General features: G+C 72.8%; 17 protein-coding genes. 11 read left to right on the top strand and 6 right to left on the bottom strand.

The window, feature by feature from the left end:
* Nucleotides 1-36: 36 nt before the first annotated feature.
* The 3 genes from ACQPZ4_RS11490 to ACQPZ4_RS11500 are packed head-to-tail and all read left to right on the top strand — an operon-like array spanning nt 37 to nt 1,594.
* A complete protein-coding gene (locus ACQPZ4_RS11490) occupies nt 37-834 on the top strand; it encodes an NmrA family NAD(P)-binding protein (protein WP_433058786.1) in 798 nt (265 codons plus the stop codon).
* Nucleotides 835-846: 12 nt separating this feature from the next.
* On the top strand, nt 847-1,113 hold the full coding sequence (locus ACQPZ4_RS11495) for a hypothetical protein (protein WP_433058789.1): 267 nt from the start codon (nt 847-849) through the stop codon (nt 1,111-1,113).
* Nucleotides 1,114-1,132: 19 nt separating this feature from the next.
* A complete protein-coding gene (locus tag ACQPZ4_RS11500; protein ID WP_433058791.1) occupies nt 1,133-1,594 on the top strand; it encodes a TspO/MBR family protein in 462 nt (153 codons plus the stop codon).
* A gap of 3 nt (nt 1,595-1,597) precedes the next feature.
* Here the strand turns inward: ACQPZ4_RS11500 and ACQPZ4_RS11505 are convergent, their stop codons facing one another.
* Complete coding sequence (locus ACQPZ4_RS11505) at nt 1,598-1,837, bottom strand: hypothetical protein (RefSeq protein WP_433058794.1); 240 nt, start codon at nt 1,835-1,837, stop codon at nt 1,598-1,600.
* 51 nt (nt 1,838-1,888) lie between these two features.
* On the bottom strand, nt 1,889-3,676 hold the full coding sequence (locus ACQPZ4_RS11510; RefSeq protein WP_433058796.1) for an ABC transporter ATP-binding protein: 1,788 nt from the start codon (nt 3,674-3,676) through the stop codon (nt 1,889-1,891).
* Nucleotides 3,677-3,756: 80 nt separating this feature from the next.
* Here ACQPZ4_RS11510 and ACQPZ4_RS11515 point away from each other — a divergent pair, with 80 nt between their 5' ends.
* The 5 genes from ACQPZ4_RS11515 (at nt 3,757) to ACQPZ4_RS11535 (ending at nt 10,026) form a co-directional block, all read left to right on the top strand.
* Nucleotides 3,757-4,176, top strand: a complete 420-nt coding sequence (locus tag ACQPZ4_RS11515) for a MarR family winged helix-turn-helix transcriptional regulator (RefSeq protein WP_433066457.1) — start codon at nt 3,757-3,759, stop codon at nt 4,174-4,176.
* Nucleotides 4,161-5,438, top strand: coding sequence for a right-handed parallel beta-helix repeat-containing protein (locus ACQPZ4_RS11520; protein WP_433066460.1), 1,278 nt, complete (start codon nt 4,161-4,163; stop codon nt 5,436-5,438). The genes ACQPZ4_RS11515 and ACQPZ4_RS11520 overlap by 16 nt, the downstream gene beginning before the upstream one ends.
* Before the next feature lie 129 nt (nt 5,439-5,567).
* Nucleotides 5,568-6,323 (top strand): trypsin-like serine protease, encoded by a 756-nt coding sequence (locus tag ACQPZ4_RS11525; protein ID WP_433058799.1) that lies wholly within the window; start codon nt 5,568-5,570, stop codon nt 6,321-6,323.
* 43 nt (nt 6,324-6,366) lie between these two features.
* Complete coding sequence (locus ACQPZ4_RS11530; protein WP_433058802.1) at nt 6,367-7,953, top strand: methyl-accepting chemotaxis protein; 1,587 nt, start codon at nt 6,367-6,369, stop codon at nt 7,951-7,953.
* Nucleotides 7,954-8,073: 120 nt separating this feature from the next.
* Nucleotides 8,074-10,026, top strand: coding sequence for a substrate-binding domain-containing protein (locus tag ACQPZ4_RS11535; protein WP_433058805.1), 1,953 nt, complete (start codon nt 8,074-8,076; stop codon nt 10,024-10,026).
* Here the strand turns inward: ACQPZ4_RS11535 and ACQPZ4_RS11540 are convergent.
* Complete coding sequence (locus ACQPZ4_RS11540) at nt 10,004-10,909, bottom strand: oxidoreductase (RefSeq protein ID WP_433058808.1); 906 nt, start codon at nt 10,907-10,909, stop codon at nt 10,004-10,006. The genes ACQPZ4_RS11535 and ACQPZ4_RS11540 overlap by 23 nt on opposite strands.
* A gap of 108 nt (nt 10,910-11,017) precedes the next feature.
* Between ACQPZ4_RS11540 and ACQPZ4_RS11545 the strand changes: the two genes are divergently transcribed.
* Nucleotides 11,018-11,878 carry a helix-turn-helix transcriptional regulator gene (locus tag ACQPZ4_RS11545; RefSeq protein WP_433058811.1) on the top strand — a complete coding sequence of 287 codons (861 nt, stop codon included), beginning with the start codon at nt 11,018-11,020 and terminating at the stop codon, nt 11,876-11,878.
* A 547-nt stretch (nt 11,879-12,425) separates the two neighbouring features.
* Here the strand turns inward: ACQPZ4_RS11545 and ACQPZ4_RS11550 are convergent.
* The 3 genes from ACQPZ4_RS11550 to ACQPZ4_RS11560 all read right to left on the bottom strand — a co-directional run bounded on the left by ACQPZ4_RS11550 (nt 12,426) and on the right by ACQPZ4_RS11560 (nt 15,800).
* The gene (locus ACQPZ4_RS11550) at nt 12,426-13,679 is read right to left on the bottom strand and encodes an aldehyde dehydrogenase family protein (protein WP_433058813.1); all 1,254 of its coding nucleotides are present in this window, start codon (nt 13,677-13,679) and stop codon (nt 12,426-12,428) included.
* A gap of 8 nt (nt 13,680-13,687) precedes the next feature.
* Complete coding sequence (locus ACQPZ4_RS11555; protein ID WP_433058816.1) at nt 13,688-14,521, bottom strand: class I SAM-dependent methyltransferase; 834 nt, start codon at nt 14,519-14,521, stop codon at nt 13,688-13,690.
* Nucleotides 14,522-14,909: 388 nt separating this feature from the next.
* Nucleotides 14,910-15,800 (bottom strand): serine/threonine-protein kinase, encoded by an 891-nt coding sequence (locus ACQPZ4_RS11560; RefSeq protein ID WP_433058819.1) that lies wholly within the window; start codon nt 15,798-15,800, stop codon nt 14,910-14,912.
* A 413-nt stretch (nt 15,801-16,213) separates the two neighbouring features.
* On the opposite strand from ACQPZ4_RS11560, the gene ACQPZ4_RS11565 reads away from it, so the two are divergent.
* On the top strand, nt 16,214-17,788 hold the full coding sequence (locus ACQPZ4_RS11565) for a putative bifunctional diguanylate cyclase/phosphodiesterase (protein WP_433058822.1): 1,575 nt from the start codon (nt 16,214-16,216) through the stop codon (nt 17,786-17,788).
* The gene (locus ACQPZ4_RS11570) at nt 17,785-19,605 is read left to right on the top strand and encodes a diguanylate cyclase domain-containing protein (protein ID WP_433058825.1); all 1,821 of its coding nucleotides are present in this window, start codon (nt 17,785-17,787) and stop codon (nt 19,603-19,605) included. The genes ACQPZ4_RS11565 and ACQPZ4_RS11570 overlap by 4 nt, the downstream gene beginning before the upstream one ends.
* Nucleotides 19,606-19,911: the final 306 nt, after the last annotated feature.

Genomic DNA, 19,911 nt, shown 5'->3' on the forward strand with positions numbered 1-19,911 from the left:
GGTCTCGGATAGAAACCATACCGGAGAGGAAGCGTCATGATCCTGGTCACGGGCGCCACGGGCACTGTCGGGCGCCATCTCGTCGCCGCGCTGGAGGCCGGCGGGCACAAGGTACGGGGCGTCAGCCGCTCCACCGGCGGCAGCGCGGAGGAGGTGCTGCGCGAGGGCGGGGTCGACGCGCTGTTCCTGCACCCGCGCGCGGTGGGGGAGCGGGCCGGGGAACTGGCCGCGCTCGCGCGGGAGTGTGGCGTACGGCGGATCGTCGCGCTGTCCGCGATGAACGTCGACGATCCGGACGAGCACCAGCCGTCGCGCCTGGCCGGGGACCGCAATCGCGAGGCGGAGCAGGCCGCGGCGGGGAGTGGGCTGCCGTGGGTCGCTCTGCGCGCGAGTTCGTTCGCGGCGAACACCGTCCGCGCGTTCGGGGGGCAGCTGCGGGGCGGGGACGTCGTGCGGTACACCTTCCGGGGCTTTGAAGAGTCGCTCCTCGACGAGCGGGATCTCGGCGAGGTCGCGGCCGCGGCGCTGCTCGGGGCGGGCGACGGGGTGCTCGAACTGACCGGGCCGCAGTCGCTCAGCCACGGCGAGCAGGTCGCGATCATCGGCGCGGTGCTCGGCCGGCCGCTGCGGTTCGAGGAGGTCCCGCCCGAGGCGGCGGCGCGGGGCATGGTGGCCGGGGGCATGCCGGCGGCGTTCGCGGAGGCGCTCATGGCCAGGTACCGGCGGCACCTCGACCGCCCGCAACACCCGCCGACGGACGGCGTTCGCGCGATCCTCGGGCGGCCGGCGTGCACGTTCGCGCACTACGTGGAGGCGCATCGAGCGTCGTTCTGATATGCGTAGGGCATGACGGGACTGCTGCTGGTGGCTTTGGTGGAGCTGGTGTCGGAGGCTTCAGCGGAGTACGAGGACGAGGTCTTGGCGCTCCTGCCCCGGCACGGCGGGACGCTCGAACGGCGGCTGACCAGCGGCCGCGAGGAGGTGCAGATCATGCACTTCGAGTCGCCGGACGGGCTGCAGGGGTTCATGGCCGACCCGGATCGGCTGGCGCTTCGTGAGCGGTTCGGCGCCGACGTGCCCGCGACGCGCGTTTTGGAGGTGACACCGCGGTAGAGGTGGGTATCAGCTCGATATGCGCGTTCCCACATGGCTCAAAACGACCGCCGCGGTGACGCTCGCGGCCGGGGTCGGGTCGCTGGTCACGAAGCCGGGCGACTCGTGGTACCGGCGGCTGGACAAGCCGTCCTGGCAGCCGCCGCGGCAGGCGTTTCCGCTGGTGTGGACGCCGTTGTACGGTCTGATCGCCCTCGCCGGCGCCCGGGCCCTGAACGCGGGCAAGGGGCGCGAGCGGCGGGACTTCGCGATCGCGTACGGGACCAACCTGGCGCTCAACGCCGGGTGGACCGCGGTGTTCTTCGGCGCGCGCCGGCCCGGCGCCGCGCTGGCCGAGATCGCGCTGCTCAACGCGTCGAACGTCGACCTGCTGCGGCGGGCGTGGAAGGCCGATCGGGCGGCCGGAGCCGCCCTCGCGCCCTATGTGGCCTGGACCGGCTTCGCGACCGCGCTGAACGCCGCGATCGTGCGCCGGAACTAGGCGTCAGCCGTTCTTGCGCTGCTTCCACGTGGCCACGGTGGCCTCGAGGCGGCGCTGGTTGCGGGTGCTGCCGAGGCCGCGCTTGGCCTTGCCGTACAGCCAGATGCCCCCGCCCACCACGAGCGCGCCGACGATGAGGTACCCGAGCACACTGAACAGGGCGTGGAACACCCACACGGCGATCGCGCCGACCACGAACAGGCCCACGACGACCGCGATGGCACCAACCAGGAAACGACCCATGCACCCAGCATGCTCCTGCCGCGCCACCGCCGTCATCAGGGACTCCCCGGATCAGGCCGCCAGGGTGGCGTAGGTCCCATCGGCCGAGAGCAGCGACGAGTGCGTCCCCCGCTCGATGATCCGCCCGTGGTCGACCACCGCGATCTGGTCCGCGTCGCGCACGGTCGACAGCCGGTGCGCGATCGTGATCGTCGTGCGTCCGCGGGCCAGGTCGTCGAACGCCCGCTGTACGGCCCGCTCGGTCTCGTTGTCCAGCGCGCTCGTCGCCTCGTCGAGGACCAGAATCCGCGGATCGCGCAGCAGCGTGCGCGCGATCGCGATGCGCTGCTGCTCGCCGCCCGAGAAGCGGTACCCGCGCGAGCCGACGACGGTGTCGTAGCCCTCCGGCAGCCCGGCGATCAGGTCGTGGATCCGCGCCGCGCGCGCCGCCGCCTCGATCTCGGCGTCCGTCGCGTCCGGCTTGGCGTAGCGCAGGTTCTCCCGGACCGTGGTGTGCAGCAGGTACGTCTCCTGGCTCACCACGCCCACGATCGCCGCGAGGTCGGTCAGCCGCAGGTCGCGCAGGTCGACGCCGTCGATCGTGATCCGGCCGGCGCCCGGGTCGTGCAGGCGGGCGATGAGCGCGGCGATCGTGCTCTTGCCCGAGCCCGTCTCGCCGACCAGTGCCAGAGAAGTTCCCGCCGGTACGTCCAGTGTCACCCCCGCCACCGCCGCCGCATCGCTGCCGGGGTAGGTGAACGTGACGTCCTCGAACCGCAGCCGGCCCTGGACGTCGCGGAGCTGCTTGGGGTGGGTGGGCTCGGCGACCTCGACGGGCAGGTCCAGGTACTCGAAGATCCGCGCGAACAGCGCCAGCGAACTGGTCAGCTGCACGCCGACCCCGAGCAGGCCCATCAGCGGACGGAACAGTCCGGCCTGCAGGGAGGTGAAGGCGACGAGGGTACCGATGCTGAGGGATCCGGCCGTCATGGGCAGTCCCGCGCTCAGGTAGATGACCGCGGGGATGGCCGCGAAGATGATGCTCATCGAGGCCATCCGCCAGCGTCCGGCCAGCTCGGAGCGCAGCTCGAGGTCGATCAGCCGCAGGGAGGACTCGGTGAAGCGGCCCACGACCGCGCCGCCGGCGCCCATCGTCTTGGACAGGCGCACGCCGCTGACGGACAGGCCCTCCTCGATGGTCACGTTGAGGTCGGCCAGCTCGCGCTGGCGCTGGGCGGTGATCTCGCGGCGCATGCTCGCGACCTTGCGGGTCAGGTAGATCGCGGGCGGCAGCACGACGAGCGACACCAGGGACAGCCGCCACGAGAGTGCGGCCATGGCCACGGCGGTGGCGACCGCGGTGGTGAGGTTCGAGGCGATGGACGTGGCGGTGTTGGTGACGACCGCCTCCATCCCGCCGATGTCGTTGGTGATGCGGGACTGCACCTCGCCGGTGCGGGTACGCGTGAAAAAGCCGACGGACTGCCGCTGCAGGTGGGTGAACACGTCGACGCGCAGGCGGTGCATGACCAGCTGGCCGACCTTGGTCGACTGCCAGGTCTGGATCACCCCGAGCGCGGAGGTCACGGCGGCGACGGCGACCATGCCGAGCACCAGCCAGACCAGCAGCCGGACGTCCTTGCCGGGCAGCGCGCGGTCGATGACCTCGCGCAGCAGGAACGGCGAGGCCATCGAGATGATGGACGACGCCACGATGATGAGCACGACCAGGGCCAGGCGGCCGCGGTGGGCGGTGAACAGCCGGCCGATGCGGGCCAGCGAAACCTGCTTGGCCTGCTGCTTCTCGGCGGCGGTGAGCTTGCGGGACCCGCGGGCGCGGGTGGGGGGACTGGGCTCCAAGGGGAACACCTCTCGTTCGGGAACATGCTGAGGTTACCTCACTATGAGGCAACAACACAAACCTTTGGTACCGTATTCCCATGGAGGACGAGAGCCTCGCCGAGCTGTTCTGGGGCGTGGCCCGCCGGCTGAAGCACCAGTCCCACGAGTCGCTGCAGCCGTTCGGCATCACGCCCGGGCAGGGGCGCGCCCTGAGCGTGCTGGCCCGGCACGGCACCATGCGCCCGAGCGAGCTCTCCGAGCACCTGCGCATCGCGCCCCGCTCGACCACCGAGGTGGTCGACGGGCTGCAGGAGCGCGGCCTGGTCGAGCGGCTCCCGGACCCCAACGACCGGCGGGCCACGCTGCTGCGCCTGACGGCGGGCGGCACCGACACGGCCGGGCGGATCCGGGCCGAGCGGGGCGCGCAGGGCGAGCGGTTCTTCGCCGCGCTGCCCGAGCGCGATCGGGCCGAGCTGGCGCGCATACTCGCGGCCCTGCGGGTATCCGAAACCATGTGATCAACGCGCTCGACCACGGCCTCGTCGGCGACGGCGTCACCAACGACCAGCCCGCACTGCAGAAGCTGGTCGACTCGTGCCCGCCGGGCGAGGTCATCCGCTGTCCAGCGGCCACGTACGCCATCAAGGACGCCGGCACCGTCTGGCGCACCGGCGTCTCGCTCATCGGCGACGGGCCGTCCGCCACGCGCTTCGTGCTGTCCAACCCGGGCGCGCCGGCCACCCCGGTGCCGCTCGCCTTCTGGACGACCCTCCAGCACGGGGCCTCGCCCGAGCGCCCGATCGCCGACGTGACCTTCGCCGGCTTCGAGATCGACGGCTCCCAGATCACCCTGCCGGCCTACGACGTGCTCGCCAAGGGCCTGGGGATGCAGTACGTCGTGCGGGGCTCGTTCCGGGACCTGTACATCCACGACACCCCGGCGACCGGCTTCGGCTGCGACTTCCTGCAGGACTGCACCGTGGAGCGGATCGTCGCGGTGCACTGCGGCCGGCTCGACTCCGGCTGGGAGAAGGGCGGCGCGGGCATCGGGATCGGCGTGGGCGGCTGGGGCCCCATCGAACGGCTCACCGTGTCCGAGTGCGTGACCCGCCGCAACGGTACGAACGGCATCTTCGTCGAGCTTCAGGACGCCGACTGGACGCCGCCCCGCGGCATCCGCATCCTGGGCTGCCACGCCGAGGACAACGAGTACGGCATCTCCGACTGGGGCGCCGACGGCCTGCTCATCTCGGGCTGCACCATGATCGGCAACCACACCGCCGGCTTCGACGTCTCCGGCCAGGGCACCACCCACGTGGCGGGCCGCTACGGCGTGGTGACCGGCTGCGTGGTCGACGACAACCCCGGCGACGGCGTGAGCATCGGCAACACCCCCGGCGGCTACACGGTCAGCGCGACGCGCATCAGCCGCAACGGCGGCCACGGGTACCGCCAGCACAACCTCCCCGGCGCGATCTCCGTCCCGGCCAGCGACATGGTCCTGGACGGCAACGACATCTGGGACAACGCCGGCGACGGCATCCGCGTGGACGGCGAGCTCATCGACCCGTTCCTGGTGAGCAACCGCATCCGGGGCAACGGCACGCCGGGGCGGCCGGCCTCGGGCATCTGCCTCAACGCGCGGGTGAGCTCGGCGACGATTCGCAACCAGCGCATCTGGGACAGGCGGACGCCGCCGGCGCAGACCGCGGCCCTGCACATCACGGCGAACGGGCAGCTCACGGACCCCGTCTTCATGGACCTCGAGCCGATCAAGTGATGATCACTCGCGCGTGAGAGTCGGACATATGCGATAAATCCGATAAGTCGCGGCGCGGAGCGCCCGACTTATCGGTTCAAAAGCTCATCCCGAGGCATAGAAGGTCACGAACCTGGAGATGAGCCAGACATGATGTCGAGGATCGCCCGCGTCACCGCCTTCGTCGCCGTGGCGGCGGCCGCCGGGATGAGCTCCGCCACCCCCGCCGACGCCGTCGCGAACGGCAACCCGGTGCCCGAGGGCCGCTACCGCTTCGCCGTGCGGCTCACCATGACCGACATCCCCAGACCCGACGGCACGAAGTACGACAGCTCCTGCTCCGCCGCCCTGCTCTCGCCGTGGTGGATCATCACCGCCGGGCACTGCTTCCACGACGCCGGGCGCAATCCCGTTTCGGGGGCCGTGCCGTACGAGACCACCGCGACCGTCGGGCGGGCGGACCTCAAGCACCGGACCGGGCACGTCGTGAAGGTCGTCTCCGTGCAGCAGGCCCCGGACGGCGACATCGCGATGGCCAAGCTCGCCCAGCCCGTGTACGACATCACGCCGCTCCGGGTCGGCGACAAGGCGCCCAAGGTCGGCGACGTGCTCCGCATCACCGGATGGGGCAAGCTCGCCGCCACCGACGCCGAACCGGCCACCCACCTGCAGACCGGGCAGGTCAAGGTGTCCACCGTCGGGCCGGTCACGCTCGGCGTGCAGGGGTACCGGCCGGCGGCGGACACGAGCGCCTGCGAGTACGACTCCGGGGCTCCGTATTTCAATGGTGACGGCGTGCTCGTCGCCGTGGAGAGCACCGGCCCGTCCTGCCCGCACGCCGAGGAGGAGACCACGACCCGGGTGGACCCGCTGCACGACTGGGTCAAGGGCAAGCTCCTGACGTAAGCATCACGCTCAACTCCCCACGTGGACTGCCGATCGGTCCACCATGGTCAGAAACCTCCCGATCGCCGCCAAGCTCGCCGCGACCGTCGCCGTCGTGTGCGCACTCCTCGCCGGGGTCGGGGCTCTGGGCATCCAGCAGCTCGGGGCCGCCCAGGACCGGCTGCGCCTCATGTACTCCGACAACCTCCAGGACATCGCCGACCTCGACGACGTCGGGCTGTACTTCAAGACCGTCCAGGCCGAGGCGAACAACATCGCCCTGGCGGTGACCGATGCCGACACGCGGACGGCCCGGCAGAACCTGGACGCGGCGAACACCGCGCTGGACAAGGCGTGGACGGAGTTCATCGCGCTGCCGCTGGCCGGCGACGTCAGCGACCACATCGCGTTCGAGACGGCCCTCACCGACTACCGCAAGGTGCTCCAGGACGAGCTGCTGCCGCTGGCCGAGACCGAGATCACGGACCAGGCGGCGATCACCGAGGTGCGCCGGACGAAGGCGGACCCGCTCACCACCGCCGCCCAGGCCGCCCTCGACCGGCTCAACGCGGCCGTCGGCGTCAAGGCCCGCGACAGCCTCGCCGCGTCGAAGTCCGCGTACGAGCGCTCGCGCTGGCTCATCCTCGGCATGATCCTCGCCGCCGTCGTGCTCGCCGCCATCCTGGTCTCGGTGCTCAGCCGCACCATCTCCCGCCCGCTGCGCGAGACCGTGCGGGTGCTCGAGTCGGTGGCCGAGGGCGACCTCAGCGGCCGGCTCGACGTGCGTGGCCGGGACGAGGTGGGCCGGATGGGCGCCGCGCTCAACCGCGGCCTGGAGCGCCTCGGCGGCTCGCTGCGCGAGGTGGACGGCAACGTCGGCCGGGTGTCGACGGCCGCGGCCCAGCTCACGTCGGCGGCCGGGGCGATGAACGACAGCGCCGCCCGCTCGTCCGGCGAGGTGCGGCTGGCCTCGCAGGCCACCGACGGCATCACGCAGGACATCGGGACGGTCGCGACCGGCTCGGAGGAGATCGGCGCGTCGATCCAGGAGATCGCCCGCAGCACCTCCGACGCCGCGGAGACCGCCGACCGGGCCGTGCGAGAAGCTTCCCAAGCCGCGGTTGTACTGCACGAGCTCGGCCAGTCCTCGCGCGAGATCGAGACCGTGGTGAAGCTGATCACCTCCATCGCCGAGCAGACGAACCTCCTGGCCCTCAACGCGACCATCGAGGCCGCCCGCGCGGGCGACGCGGGCAAGGGCTTCGCGGTCGTGGCGACCGAGGTGAAGGACCTGGCCCAGGAGACGGCCCGCGCGACCGAGGACATCGCGCACCGGGTCGGCGCGATCCAGCGCGACTCCGCCGCCGCGGTGCACGCGATCGAGCAGATCAGCGACGTCATCACGTCCATCCGCGACGCGCAGACGAGCATCGCCGCCGCGGTCGAGCAGCAGTCGGCGACGACGGCCGAGATGAGCCGTACCGTCAGCCAGGTCGCCGGCCGCGCGAACCAGATCAGCACCAACGTGGGCGGCGTGGCCACGGCCGCGGACGAGACCACCGGCATCGCGCGGGACACCGCCGCCACCGCCGGGGAGCTCAACGACATCGCGGGGGAGCTTCGCCGGACAGTTGCCGTTTTCCGCTACTGACGGCCCGCTGTTCACCTGACGGACGACCGGCGTCCGGACACGGTTCGCGCGCGGCGACATGCGCGGGGCGAACGCTCGCCGGTTGTGATGCAACGGGGAATTACCTTCTTGGCCGCCGTTGTGGCGGTTCTGGTGCTCTCGGCTCAGCCGGCGGCCGCCGCGGACTACGTGCCGATCAGCGGCGGCGGCTCCACGATGGCGTACAGCGCGTTCCACGCCTGGACCGGCGACGTCGCGCAGTACGGGATGCGCGTCGACTACGAGCGCAACGGCTCCAGCGCCGGCCGCGCCAGGTTCAGCGAGGGCCTGCAGGACTTCGCCGCGAGCGACGTGCCGTACGGCGTGACGGGCGACAAGGCCGCCCGGCCTTTCACCTACATGCCGGACGTCGCGGTCGCCACGAGCGTCGTCTACAACCTCAGGATCGACGGCCGGCGGGTCACGAACCTGCGGCTGTCCGGCACCACCGTCGCGAGGATCTTCACCGGGGCGATCACCAGCTGGGACGACCCGGCGATCGCGGCCGACAACCCGGGGCTGGCCCTGCCGCACGTCCTCGTGGTGCCGGTGGTGCGCCTGGACTCGACCGGCGCGACGTACCCGTTCACCCAGTGGCTGGCCGCCCGGCACGCGCCGGAGTGGACGGCGTACTGCGCCGCGGTCGGCCTCGATCCGTGCGGCCCGGTGTCCGGGTACCCGGTCAAGGCCGGCTCGGCGATGATCGGGCAGGCCGGCGATCTCGGCGTCAGCGGGTACGTGGCCCAGGAGTCGGCGGTGGGCGCGATCGGCTACACGGAGTACGCCTATGCCGTGCAGGCCGGGATCCCGGCGGCCCAGGTGCTCAACGCGGCCGGCTACTACACCGCGCCGACCGCCGGCCACGTCGGCATCGCGCTGCTCAAGGCCCGGGTCGGCGCGGACCAGGTGGCGGACCTGTCGCAGGTCTGGACGAACCCGGACCCGCGCTCGTACGAGCTGTCGTGGTACTCGTACCTGATCCTGCCGACCAGCACCAGCTACGGCTTCAGCGCGCAGAAGGGATATTCGCTCGCGGACTTCGGCCAGTACGCGCTGTGCCAGGGCCAGCGCACCGCCGCCCCGCTCGGCTACGGCCTGCTGCCGGTGAACCTGGTCCGGGCCGGCTTCGCGCAGCTGCGGCGCGTCCCCGGCGCGAACCTGCGCGACGACGCCGGAATCCTGCAGATCTGCAACAACCCGGCATTCTCGACCGACGGCACCGACCTGATCTCGGCGAGCGAGCCGCTGCCGCGCGCCTGCGACCACCAGGGCCCGGCGCAGTGCGATGCGACGATCCCCACCATCGTCCGGATCTCCGGCCCGGCCTCGGTCCCGTCCGGCACGCTGGTGACCCTGCGAGCAACGGTCGACCCGCCGGCCGCGACCGGCGCGATCCAGTTCGTCACCGGCCGCGACCCGCTCGCGACGGTCCCGGTGGCCGGCGGAACCGCGCAGTACTCGGCGATCCCCGGCGATGGCACCTTCACGGTGACCGCCACCTTCGTACCGTCGGACGCCACCTACGCGCCGTCGACCTCGAACCCGTTCAGCGTCACGGTCGGCGCCGCCGGTCCGCCGCAGAGCCAGATCGTCACCGGCGTCCCGCTCGAGCAGGGCACGCTGACCGTCACGGCCGACGGCGCCCCGGTCGTGATGGGCACCGCCGAGCTGCGGCCGGACCACACGTTCGTCTCCACGGGCCTGCTCGGCGCGGTGACGGTCAGCGACGGCCGCGACCAGACCGTCCCCGGCTGGAGCATCACCGGCCAGGTCGGCGACTTCTCCGACGGCACCCACACGTTCGCCGGCAACCGCCTGGGCTGGTCGCCGACCGTCTCGGGCCAGAACCCGGGCCACGACGTGACCGCGGGCGCCCCGGTCGCCCCCGGCACCACGCCGGGCCTGCCGGGCGGCGCCGTCCTGGCCACCGCGGCCGCGGCGAACGGCCTGGGCACCACGGTCCTGGGCGCCGACCTGTCCCTGAAGATCCCGTCCACCACCCAGCCCGGCCTCTACTCGGCCACGCTGACCGTCACGGTGCTGACAGGAAGCTGACCCCGGTCAGCTCCTCGGCCACGGCCCACAACCTGCGGCCGACGCCCGGGTCGGCGGCTTCCCGGCTGATCCGGGCGTCGCCGACCCGGCCGCGCGTCTCGAACAGCCCGACCGGCCCGAAGAAGTCCCCGCCCCGTACGCCGGGATCGGTGGCCGCCCGCAACTGCGGCAGCGCCCCCTGCTCGACCGGCTGCGTGGCCAGCAGACCGCCCCACGCGATGACCCGCCCGAGCCGCCCCCGGTGCTCCCACGCCCGCGGCGTGAGATTCGTGCGCGTCAACCCCGGATGTGCGAGCGCACTCACGACCGTCGACCCGGATGCCCGCAACCGCCGATCGAGCTCGACCCCGAACACGGTGGTGGCCAGCTTCGACCGCCCGTACGCCGGCGACGCCCGATAGTTCCGCTCGAACTGCAGATCCCCGAAGTCCAGATGCGCAGTCTTGTGCGTGATCGAGCTGAGGCTGACCACCCGCGCCGCAGGTGCGGCCCGCAGCCTGTCCAGCAGCAGCCCGGTCAGCGCGAAGTGCCCGAGCATGTTCGTCCCGAGCTGCAGCTCGAACCCGTCCTGGGTCACCCGCCGTGGCCCGAGCAACACCACCCCGGCATTGTTGACGAGCAGATCGACCGGCTTTTCGATGCGGCCGGCGAACGCTTTCACCGATCGAAGAGAAGCCAGATCCAGCTCTTGTACCGCACAATCTCCGCCAATTCCTCGCGCAACCCGTTCCCCGGCCCCGGTGTCCCGCACCGCGAGCACCACATGCGCTCCCCGGCGCGCGAGTTCGGTCGCCGTGACCAGCCCGAGCCCGGAATTCGCCCCGGTCACCACGGCCACCCGCCCACGCTGATCGGGCATCCGCTCGAGAGTCCATCCGCTCATGTCGCAGCTCCTCATTCGTCGTGCTTGTGAAGCTAGGAGCGATCCGGCGGAGGTCAGTAGGACCACGAGACCTACCTTGCCGTGAGCCGGCGGCGGCAGACTGGGGACATGACCCACCCGTACGCCCGTGAGCTGGCCGACTTCCTCCGCGCCCGCCGCAGCCGCCTGCACCCGAGCGACGTGGGCCTGGAACCGGGCGGCAACCGCAAGGTCACGGGCCTGCGCCGCGAGGAGCTCGCCCTCCTGGCCGGCCTGAGCACCGACTACTACCAGCGCATGGAACAGGGCCGCGAGGTCCGCCCCTCCGACGACGTCCTGGACGCCCTGGCCGCGGCCCTCGCCCTGGACGAGGAGGAGCGCCGCCACCTGTTCACCCTGGCGCACGCCGCGCGCCGCCCCATGCCCACGCACACGGACCACGGCCCGGAACGGGTGCCGGCCAGCACTTACCGCCTGCTGCAGGTGATGGACACCCCAGCCGTGGTACTGGGCCGCCACCTGGACGTACTGGCCTGGAACACGATGGCGGAGGCCCTCCTGGGCGACCCGGACGACTACCCGCCGGACCGCCTCAACATGCTCCTGCTGATGTTCGACGACACCCGGACGGCCGCCCGCCGCTGCCAGGACTGGGAACGCCAGGCCCTGGACTACATCGGCATGCTGAGAACCGCGGTGGCCACGGACCCGACCCACCCGAGGGCCACGGCGATCGTCGGGGAACTGAGCATCCGCAGCGAGGAGTTCCGCCGCCTGTGGTCCCGCCACGAGGTCCGCGAGTCGGTGAGCGGCACGAAGACCTTCCACATCCCGGAGGTGGGCGACATCGACCTGGACTGGGACACGTACCCGCTCCCAGGCAACCCTGGCCCGGTCATGCTGGTCTTCACCGCGGAGCCGGGCACCCCGAACGCGGACCGGCTGCAACTCCTGGCCGCCCTCCACGCCACCCGGAAGCGCCCGTCCTAGTTCGCGCCTGTCCTAGTTCGCGCCTGTCCTAGTTCGCGGGTGTTTGGTCGCGGGTGTTTGGTCGCGGGTGCTGGTCACGAAAAGTCGGGCGCTGGCGCGCCGCGACTTTTCGGACTTATCCGTCGCCGGGCGATATTTCCGTTGTGTGACGATTTCGAGGCCACCACGCGAAGATCAGCTCAACCTGCTCCGTGCGCAAAGGCCGACTCAGCCGTGGACGCCGCGCGACGACCGGCTCAGCCCTGGGTGCCCCGCGAGGACCAGCGCGAATGCCGGCTCGGCCCAGGGGCGCCGCGCGACGACCGGACTGCGCGCCGCGTGAAGTGCCGCTCAGCCCGGGCGCCGGCGAGAAGCCAGCTCAGCCTGGGCGACGACCGACTCAGCGATCGGCTCGGCCCTGGGCGCGGCACGAAGGCCGGACTGCGCGCCAACGCGAGGTGCCGCTCAGCCTGCGCGCCGGCGGGCAAACCACCTCGCCTGCCTGGGCGCCACGCGGAAACGGCGGCGGGCGCCGCGCGGAGATCGGCGGCGCCCAAGGTGGCGGGGATCAGTCGAGGTCGGCCAGGCGGTCGGCCGGCACCACCGCGTACTGCCGCAGCGAAAGGTCCCGGAACGTCACCGGCCCGCGCGGACCAGGCACGCGGTCGATGTTGATGCCCGTCTCCGGCACGTTGAGCAGCTTGAAGCCGTCCAGCAGGCGGGTCGTGGCGTTCCAGAACGCGCCGGTCCCCGCGTACGCGCCCAGGAACTCGCGAGCCGCCGCGGCGTCCTCCGTCACGATGCCCGCGGCCAGGCCGGACGTCGCGTCGTTGGCCACCTGCGCGGCCTCGAGCGGCGACGCGACCGGCGACACCGTGATGGTGGCCTCGCGGTCGGAGTCGAGCGCCCACTCGTACCCGAGCTCGTGCGCGTGCGGCGGCAGCGACACCGCGATCCGCGGCCCGACCAGCTCGGTGACCCGCGGGACGAGCGTGTCGTACAGCGACCGGTGGATCAGCAGCAGGTTCAGCCGGTTGCACACGCCGAGGCGGTCGAGCCCCGCCGTGATCAGCGAGAACGCCTTGCCCAGGTCGGCGCCCCCGTCGATGTAAAGTACGCCCCCGCCGTCCGCGTGCGCCAGGGTGCGTACACCCCGAAGCGCCGCCTTTTCGGCCAGGGTCCGGGTGCTCTCGCCGCTGCCGCGCAGGATGACGAGCGGGATCAGGCCGGGCTGGGCGACCAGGGCGTCCGCCGTCTCGCGGCCGCGCGCCCGGATCAGCTGCACGGCGGCCGGGTCCAGGCCCGCCTCCGCGAGGGACGGCGCCACGATCTCGTCCATGAGCGCGATGGCGGAGGCGAGGGCGGCGGAGCCGGTGCGCAGTACACCACCGTTCTGGCTCTTGATGAGCTGCGAGGCGACATCGACCGTGACGTTGGGGCGGGCCTCGTAGTTCGCGCCGATGACGCCGACCGGGCGGCGCCACTCCTGCAGGACCAGGCCGCCGCCCAGCTCGCGGACGGTGCGGCGGGCGGGCTCCGGGTCGACGTCGGCGAGGATGTTCAGCTGCTCGGCCATGCCCGCGAGCCGCGCCTCGTCGAGGCGGAGCCGGTCCAGCAGGCCGCCGCTCATCCCGCCGGCCTCGGCCGCGGTGACGTCGGCGCGGTTCGCGGCCAGGATCGAGTCCGGGGCCGCGGCCAGGCGGCGGGCCATCCCGCGCAGGGCCTCATCGATGGTCTTGGCGGGCGCCGCGGCGAGCGAAGCGGCCGCGGCACGGGCGGAACGGGCGGCCTCGGCCACGACCTGGTTGACGTCCTCGCCCACAGCGCCTCCTACACAGATGGTTTACGCGCCTGCAGAGTGTATGTAAGCGGCAACCGCTCCCGTCCCGCGGCCAGCCGGTACTCGCCGTCGGCGCCCTCGACCGTGCGGCCCGGGTAGAAGTCCCAGGGGCAGCTGTCGTGCTCCTCCAACATGGTCACGACCAGGCCCTCGGCCAGCAGCGCGGTCACGATCTCACCCAGCCCGTGGTTCCACGAGTGCGTGACGGTGTGCTCGAACGTGACCCCGTCGGTGTCGACGTACGACCCGCCCTCGTCCCACACGAGCGGCTCCGGCGTCTCGAAGTACGGGAAGGCGACCGCCAGCACGTCGTCCTTGCGCGTCTCGTCGATCGACCACATCATGGGATGGCCCTCGCGGATGAACAGCCGCCCGCCGGGCCGCAGCAGGGCGTTGACGATCCCCGCCCACCGCCGGATGTCGGGCAGCCAGCACAGGGCGCCGACCCCGGTGTACACGAGATCGAACCCGCCCGCCTCCAGCACGCCGAGCGCCCCGTAGACGTCCGATTCGACATAGTCGATGTCCGCCCCGGCCCGCCCGGCGATCGTCCGCGCCTCTGCCAGCGAGGCGGGCGAGAAGTCCAGCCCGGTGACCCGCGCCCCGATCCGATGCAGCGAGAGCGTGTCGGTGCCGATGTGACATTGCAGGTGTACCGCCCGAAGCCCCCGCACCTCGCCCAGCCGCGGCCGATCGAAGCGGACGACCTCACTGAGCAGCGCCGGATCGTCGAGCAATCCCTGCACGTTGTACCCGCGCGACACCGCGTGTGCCGGCGCCTTCTCGTCCCACTGCGCCCGGTTGAGCCGGAGAGATTCGCTCACAACGCGACCATCACACGCCCGTCAAACGGATATCACGCACATCGCCGTCGCACCGGGGCACCGGCCGTGGCGCCGCGGTCACACCGGAGCGTCAGCCCCCGGGCCAGGGCGCCGGTCGTGGCGCGGCGGTCGCACCGGACCCGTCGGCCGCCGAGCGCGGGCGCCGGTCGTGGCGCGGCGGTCGCACCGGACCCGTCGGCCGCCGAGCGCGGGCGCCGGTCGTGGCATGGCGGTCACACCGGACCGTCGGGCGTCGCACCAGGGCGCCGGTCGTGGCGCGGCGGTCGCACCGGACCCGTCGGCCGCCGAGCGCGGGCGCCGGTCGTGGCATGGCGGCCACACCGGACCGTCGGCCGCCGCACCAGAGCGTCGGCCGGCCGCGCGAGACTCACACCGATATCGCCTCGGTCGTGGCGTGCATGGTGGCCGTCATGGGATGCGGCTGCAGAACAGGCGGCACGTGTACGGGCACATCGACCGCCGCCGACAGGATGAGTGCGAGGGCCACGCTGGTGGGGCGGCCCTCTGGCAGCTTGTCCAGGCTCGCCGCGCAGACCTCGGCGACCTCGTCCGGCAGGCCGGCGATCGCGGGCAGCGGCGCCGGGATCATGTGCCGGTGGGCGTGCAGCACCTGCTCGTCGGTGTTGGCCGGCCAGGGCAGGTGGCCGGTCAGGCACTGGTAGAGCAGGACGCCGACCGCGTACACGTCGGCCGGCGGCGCCGCCGCGCCCGGCTCCAGGCGCTCGGGGGCGAGGTAGGCCGGGGTGCCCATGAGCGTGCCGTCCGGCAGCTGGTCCGGCTGGCCGGTGCGGGTGGCCACGCCGAAGTCCAGGATCTTGGCGCCCGACGCGGTCAGCACGACGTTGCCCGGCTTGATGTCGCGGTGCACCACGCCGTGCCCGTGCGCGGCGGCCAGGCCGGCCCCGACCTCGGCGCAGACCCGGCCGGCGACGTGCCAGTCCAGCGGGCCCTCGCGCATCACGGCGTCCAGGGGCTGGCCCTCGACCAGCTCCATCACCAGGTACGCGGTGCCGCGCCCGGCCCTTCGCGAGGTGCCGAAGTCGTAGACCGCCACGACGTTCGGGTGCGCGAAGCGGGCCCCGGAGCGCGCCTCGTTGCGCGCCCGCTCGAACGCCTCCGGGTCGGCGGTGTGCTCGGGGGTGAGCAGCTTCACGGCGACCTCGCGGTCCAGCACCTCGTCGTGCGCCTCCCACACGCTGGCCATGCCGCCTTCGCCCAGCTTGCGCCGCAGCCGGTACCGTCCGCCCAGAACCCGCACCCCGTCCTGTTTCCCCCGGAGTCGCCGGTTGAAAAGCCGAAACACTCGCCGAGGGTGATTTCGGCCCCGGGAAACGCGCGTTCTGCCTGGCCACGCCCCGAGCGCCCGGCCAAAGAACGCGCACCCGAGGGACGGTGGAACGTGCGTGCAAGGCCGGGCGCCCGGGCCAAAGAACGCGCACCCGGGGCGGTGGGACGGTGCGTGCAGGGCGGGCGCCCGGCCGGGAACGCGCACGCGGGGGCGGTGGAACGTGCGTGCAGGCCGGGCGCGCGGCCAAAGAACGCGCACCCGGGGCGGTGGGACGGTGCGTGCAGGCCGGGCGCCCGGCCAGGAACGCACCCGAGGGCGGTGGAAACGTGCGTGCAACCCGGTCGCACCGGACCGCGCAACCCCGGTCCGGTGAGCTGGTACGCATGCACGGACGCTCCCGATACGTCGTGGCCGCCGGCGCTGCCGCGATCGTGGGGTTGTCGCTGGCCGCCGGCCCGCTCGTGCGTGCCCTGGGCATGCTCGCGGTCCTGGTCGCCGCCGCGTTCGTGGCCCGGCTGGCCCGGCGCCGGCAGGGCGAGCTGCGGGCGGCGCTGCGCCGGCAGCGCGACCACGACCCGCTGACCGGCCTGGCCAACCGGGCGCTGCTGGCCGAGCGCATGGAACAGGCGCTGCGCGAGCCGGGGCGGCACCATGCCCTGCTGCTGGCCGGCGTCGATCGGTTCACGGATGTGAACGACGCCCACGGATTCGCGTACGGCGATGCAGTGCTCGTCGCGCTCGCCGCTCGCCTGCGGGCCGTCGTCGGGCCCGGCGACACCCTCGCCCGGCTCGGCGCCGACGAGTTCGCGCTGTTCATCAGGCACGAGAGCAACGCCCTCGCGGGCGATGCGGCCGCCGAGGAGCTGGCCGAGTTCATCCGCGCCGAGGTGAAGGCCCCGCTCACGGTCGGCGCCCGCACCGTGCACCTGACGGCGAGCATCGGCCACGTGCAGGTCCACGCCGACGGTGGAGGGCTCGGCCCGCGGGAGGCGATCGCGCAGGTCTACGGCGACAGCGGACGGCTCGGCCCGCGGGAGGCGATCGCGCAGGTCCACGCCGACGGCGGACGGCTCGACCCGCGGGAGGCGATCGCGGACGCTGAACTCGCGCTGCGGGCGGCCAAGCGGGGTGGGCGGGATCGCGTCGTACGGTACAAGACGGAGCTGAGAAGCGCCCGGGAGACTTTCACGCGGATCAGTGAGGGGCTGCGGCACGCCGTCGAGCGGGACGAGTTCGAGGTCCATTATCAGCCCGTCGTCGAGCTGCCCGGGGCGCGCATCGTCGCGGTCGAGGCGCTGCTGCGGTGGACGCCGGACAGCGGGCCGGTGCCGCCGAGCGACTGCATCCCCGTCGCCGAGGAGACCGGGCTGATCGTGCCCATCGGGGCCTGGGTGCTGGAGCGGGCCTGCCGGGACGCGCGCGGGTGGCACGAGCGGTTCGGGACCTCGATCACCGTGAACGTCTCGGTTCGGCAGTTGGCCGAGCCAGGTTTCGCCGACGAGGTGCTCGCGATCCTCGGGCGCACCGGGCTCCCCGCCGCGGCGCTCGTCCTGGAGATCACCGAGTCGGTGTTCGCCGGTGATGCCGAGGCGCTGCCGGCGGCCCTCGCGCGGCTGCGGGCGCGGGGCATCCGGATCGCGATCGACGACTTCGGCACCGGTTATTCGTCCCTGTCGTACCTCACGCAGCTCCCGGTGGACATTCTCAAGATCGACCGGTCGTTCGTACCGACCGGGTCCGATTCGGGCGTCGATCAGGCCTTCACGCGGGCGGTGCTGCAACTCGGGAGCAGCCGCAGCCTGCCCGCGATCGCGGAGGGCATCGAGACCGCCGAGCAGGCCGAGGTGCTGCACGCGCTCGGGTGCCGGCTGGCCCAGGGGTACCACTTCGCCAAGCCCGGACCCGTGCCGCACCTCGAGGCCGCCTTCGCCCGCCTGAACCCGGCGGTGGCCCGATGATCGGCCGGCTGCGGCTCATCGGCCGCGATCGCACGGTGCGCGCCCTGCTGGTCGGCGGCGGCCTGATCACGTGCTGGTTCCTGCTCGACCTCGGCGGCGCGACGGCGCAGGTCAGGCTGTTCTGGACGCTGTTACCCGGCTGCGACGCGCTGCTCTGGTACTCCGCGCGCCGCGTCGCCCGCATGGACCTCCCCGCCGACACCCGGCGGTTCTGGCGCGCGATCAGCCGCATCTCGGTCCTGTTCGTGCTCGGCGACGGCAGCCAGACCGTCGTCGCCTGGCTGCACCCCGGACCGGCGGCGGCCGCGCCGAACCTCTTCCAGGTCTGCACCATCCTCGCCGGGGTGGCCTGGATCGTGTGGATCATGCTCACCCACCCGGGCCGGCGCCTGACCCGCAGCGCGCGGCTGCGCTTCTGGATCGACGCCGGTTCGGTGCTGGTCGGCGTGGCCGTGCTGGTCTGGCTGCTGATCCTGCCGTCGCAGCAGGGGCGCGCCGTCGGTACGCTGCTGTCCCTCCTGCTCGGCACCGGGATCATCCTGGTCGCGGGGTTCGCGGCGGTGAAGCTGATCCTGAGCGGCAACGCGCCGCTGACGGTCGCCGCGGCGGCGCCGATGCTGCTGGCCGCGGTCCTGCAGGGGGCGGTCGGCGCGCTGGTCGGAACCGACTCGGCCCACCTCGGCCTGCTGCTCGGCGGCCAGTTCCTCTCGTCGGTCCTGCTCATCCTCGGCCCGCGCCTCCAGGAGATCTGCGGCCCGCCCGCCCCGATGTCGCAGCGCGTCGCCAAGCCGTACAGCCTGCTGCCCTACTCGACGCTGGCCGGCATGTTCGTGGCGCTGCCGTTCGTCCTCAGCGACGGCGTGGGCCTGGACGTGTGGCTCCTGCTCGGCGGCCTGTTCGTCGCGACGGTGCTGGCCGTGTCCCGCCAGCTGCTGGCCTTCACCGAGAACGCGGCCCTGATGCGCGAGCTCGGCGGCCAGGAGGAGCGCATGCGCAGCCTGCTGGCGCACTCGACGGACATCACGTCGCTGGCCGACGAGCAGGGCACGCTGACGTACGTCACGCCGGCCACCGAGCGCCTGCTCGGCAAGGAGCCGGCCCTCGTCCTCGGCACGCCGGTCGTGTCCCACGTCCACCCCAACGACCTGGGCGTGCTCCGGCGGGCCATGACCGACCTGCAGGCCGGCCCGGGCGCGACGGCCACGTACCAGATCCGCTACGCGCACGCGGACGGCTCGTGGCGCTGGCTCGACGTGGTCAGCCGGAACCTGCTGCACGTGCCGAGCGTGCGCGCCTACGTCAGCAACGCGCGCGACGCCACGCAGGCCCGCCTGCTGCAGGACGAGCTGCGCCACCAGGCCACCCACGACGGCCTGACCGGCCTGGCCAACCGCGCCCTGTTCGACGCCCGCCTGGCCGCGCTGGACGTCCACGGAGCGGTGCTGCTGGTCGACCTCAACGACTTCAAGCTCATCAACGACACCTGGGGCCACCACGCGGGCGACGCCGTCCTGACCGCGGTCGCGGCGCGCCTGACCGCCGCCACCCCGCCGGCGGGCCTGTCCGCCCGCCTCGGCGGCGACGAGTTCGCGATCCTCCTGCCCGGCGCCGACGCGCACACGGCCGCCGCGACCGTGAAACGCTTCCTGCGCCTGCTGGACACCCCGATCCCGGTCGACGGCCACGAGCTGCACATCCACGCGAGCGTAGGCCTGGCCGCCGGCCCCCCGGGTGACCCGGACGCCCTCCTACGCCGCGCCGACGCCGCCATGTACCGGCGCAAACGCACCACCCGCCTGACCCCGACCGCCCCCTAGACCACCTCCGTCCTGGCCGCCTCCTCGCGGCCGATCGCTTTGCACTGGCGGACCCGGAGCCTTGCCGGCGGCTTCCTGCCCGTCTGCCGATGACGCTACGCGTTGGGTACGACACTTTTCGGCGCCGTCGGAGGTGCCCGATGCCCGCCGCGGACGGGCCGTCAAGGGTCTAGGGAGCGCGCAGTCAAGGGTCTGTGGGAGCGCGCCGCACCGACCTGCGGGAGAGGGCCGAAACGGAACGTGGGGGAGGTCCGCCGGGAGCTGCAGCCGTGCCGGGGAGCCGGGAGCTGCAGCCGTGCCGGGGAG

Source organism: Dactylosporangium sp. CS-033363, from assembly GCF_050942475.1.
Lineage (GTDB): Bacteria > Actinomycetota > Actinomycetes > Mycobacteriales > Micromonosporaceae > Dactylosporangium.

What these genes read in the sequence shown, in the direction of transcription:
- ACQPZ4_RS11490 (WP_433058786.1), top strand. Translation starts at nt 37, where the DNA reads ATGATCCTGGTCACGGGCGCCACGGGCACTGTCGGGCGCCATCTCGTC.
- ACQPZ4_RS11495 (WP_433058789.1), top strand. Translation starts at nt 847, where the DNA reads ATGACGGGACTGCTGCTGGTGGCTTTGGTGGAGCTGGTGTCGGAGGCT.
- ACQPZ4_RS11500 (WP_433058791.1), top strand. Translation starts at nt 1,133, where the DNA reads ATGCGCGTTCCCACATGGCTCAAAACGACCGCCGCGGTGACGCTCGCG.
- ACQPZ4_RS11505 (WP_433058794.1), bottom strand. Translation starts at nt 1,837, where the DNA reads ATGGGTCGTTTCCTGGTTGGTGCCATCGCGGTCGTCGTGGGCCTGTTC.
- ACQPZ4_RS11515 (WP_433066457.1), top strand. Translation starts at nt 3,757, where the DNA reads ATGGAGGACGAGAGCCTCGCCGAGCTGTTCTGGGGCGTGGCCCGCCGG.
- ACQPZ4_RS11525 (WP_433058799.1), top strand. Translation starts at nt 5,568, where the DNA reads ATGATGTCGAGGATCGCCCGCGTCACCGCCTTCGTCGCCGTGGCGGCG.
- ACQPZ4_RS11530 (WP_433058802.1), top strand. Translation starts at nt 6,367, where the DNA reads ATGGTCAGAAACCTCCCGATCGCCGCCAAGCTCGCCGCGACCGTCGCC.
- ACQPZ4_RS11540 (WP_433058808.1), bottom strand. Translation starts at nt 10,909, where the DNA reads ATGAGCGGATGGACTCTCGAGCGGATGCCCGATCAGCGTGGGCGGGTG.
- ACQPZ4_RS11545 (WP_433058811.1), top strand. Translation starts at nt 11,018, where the DNA reads ATGACCCACCCGTACGCCCGTGAGCTGGCCGACTTCCTCCGCGCCCGC.
- ACQPZ4_RS11565 (WP_433058822.1), top strand. Translation starts at nt 16,214, where the DNA reads ATGCACGGACGCTCCCGATACGTCGTGGCCGCCGGCGCTGCCGCGATC.
- ACQPZ4_RS11570 (WP_433058825.1), top strand. Translation starts at nt 17,785, where the DNA reads ATGATCGGCCGGCTGCGGCTCATCGGCCGCGATCGCACGGTGCGCGCC.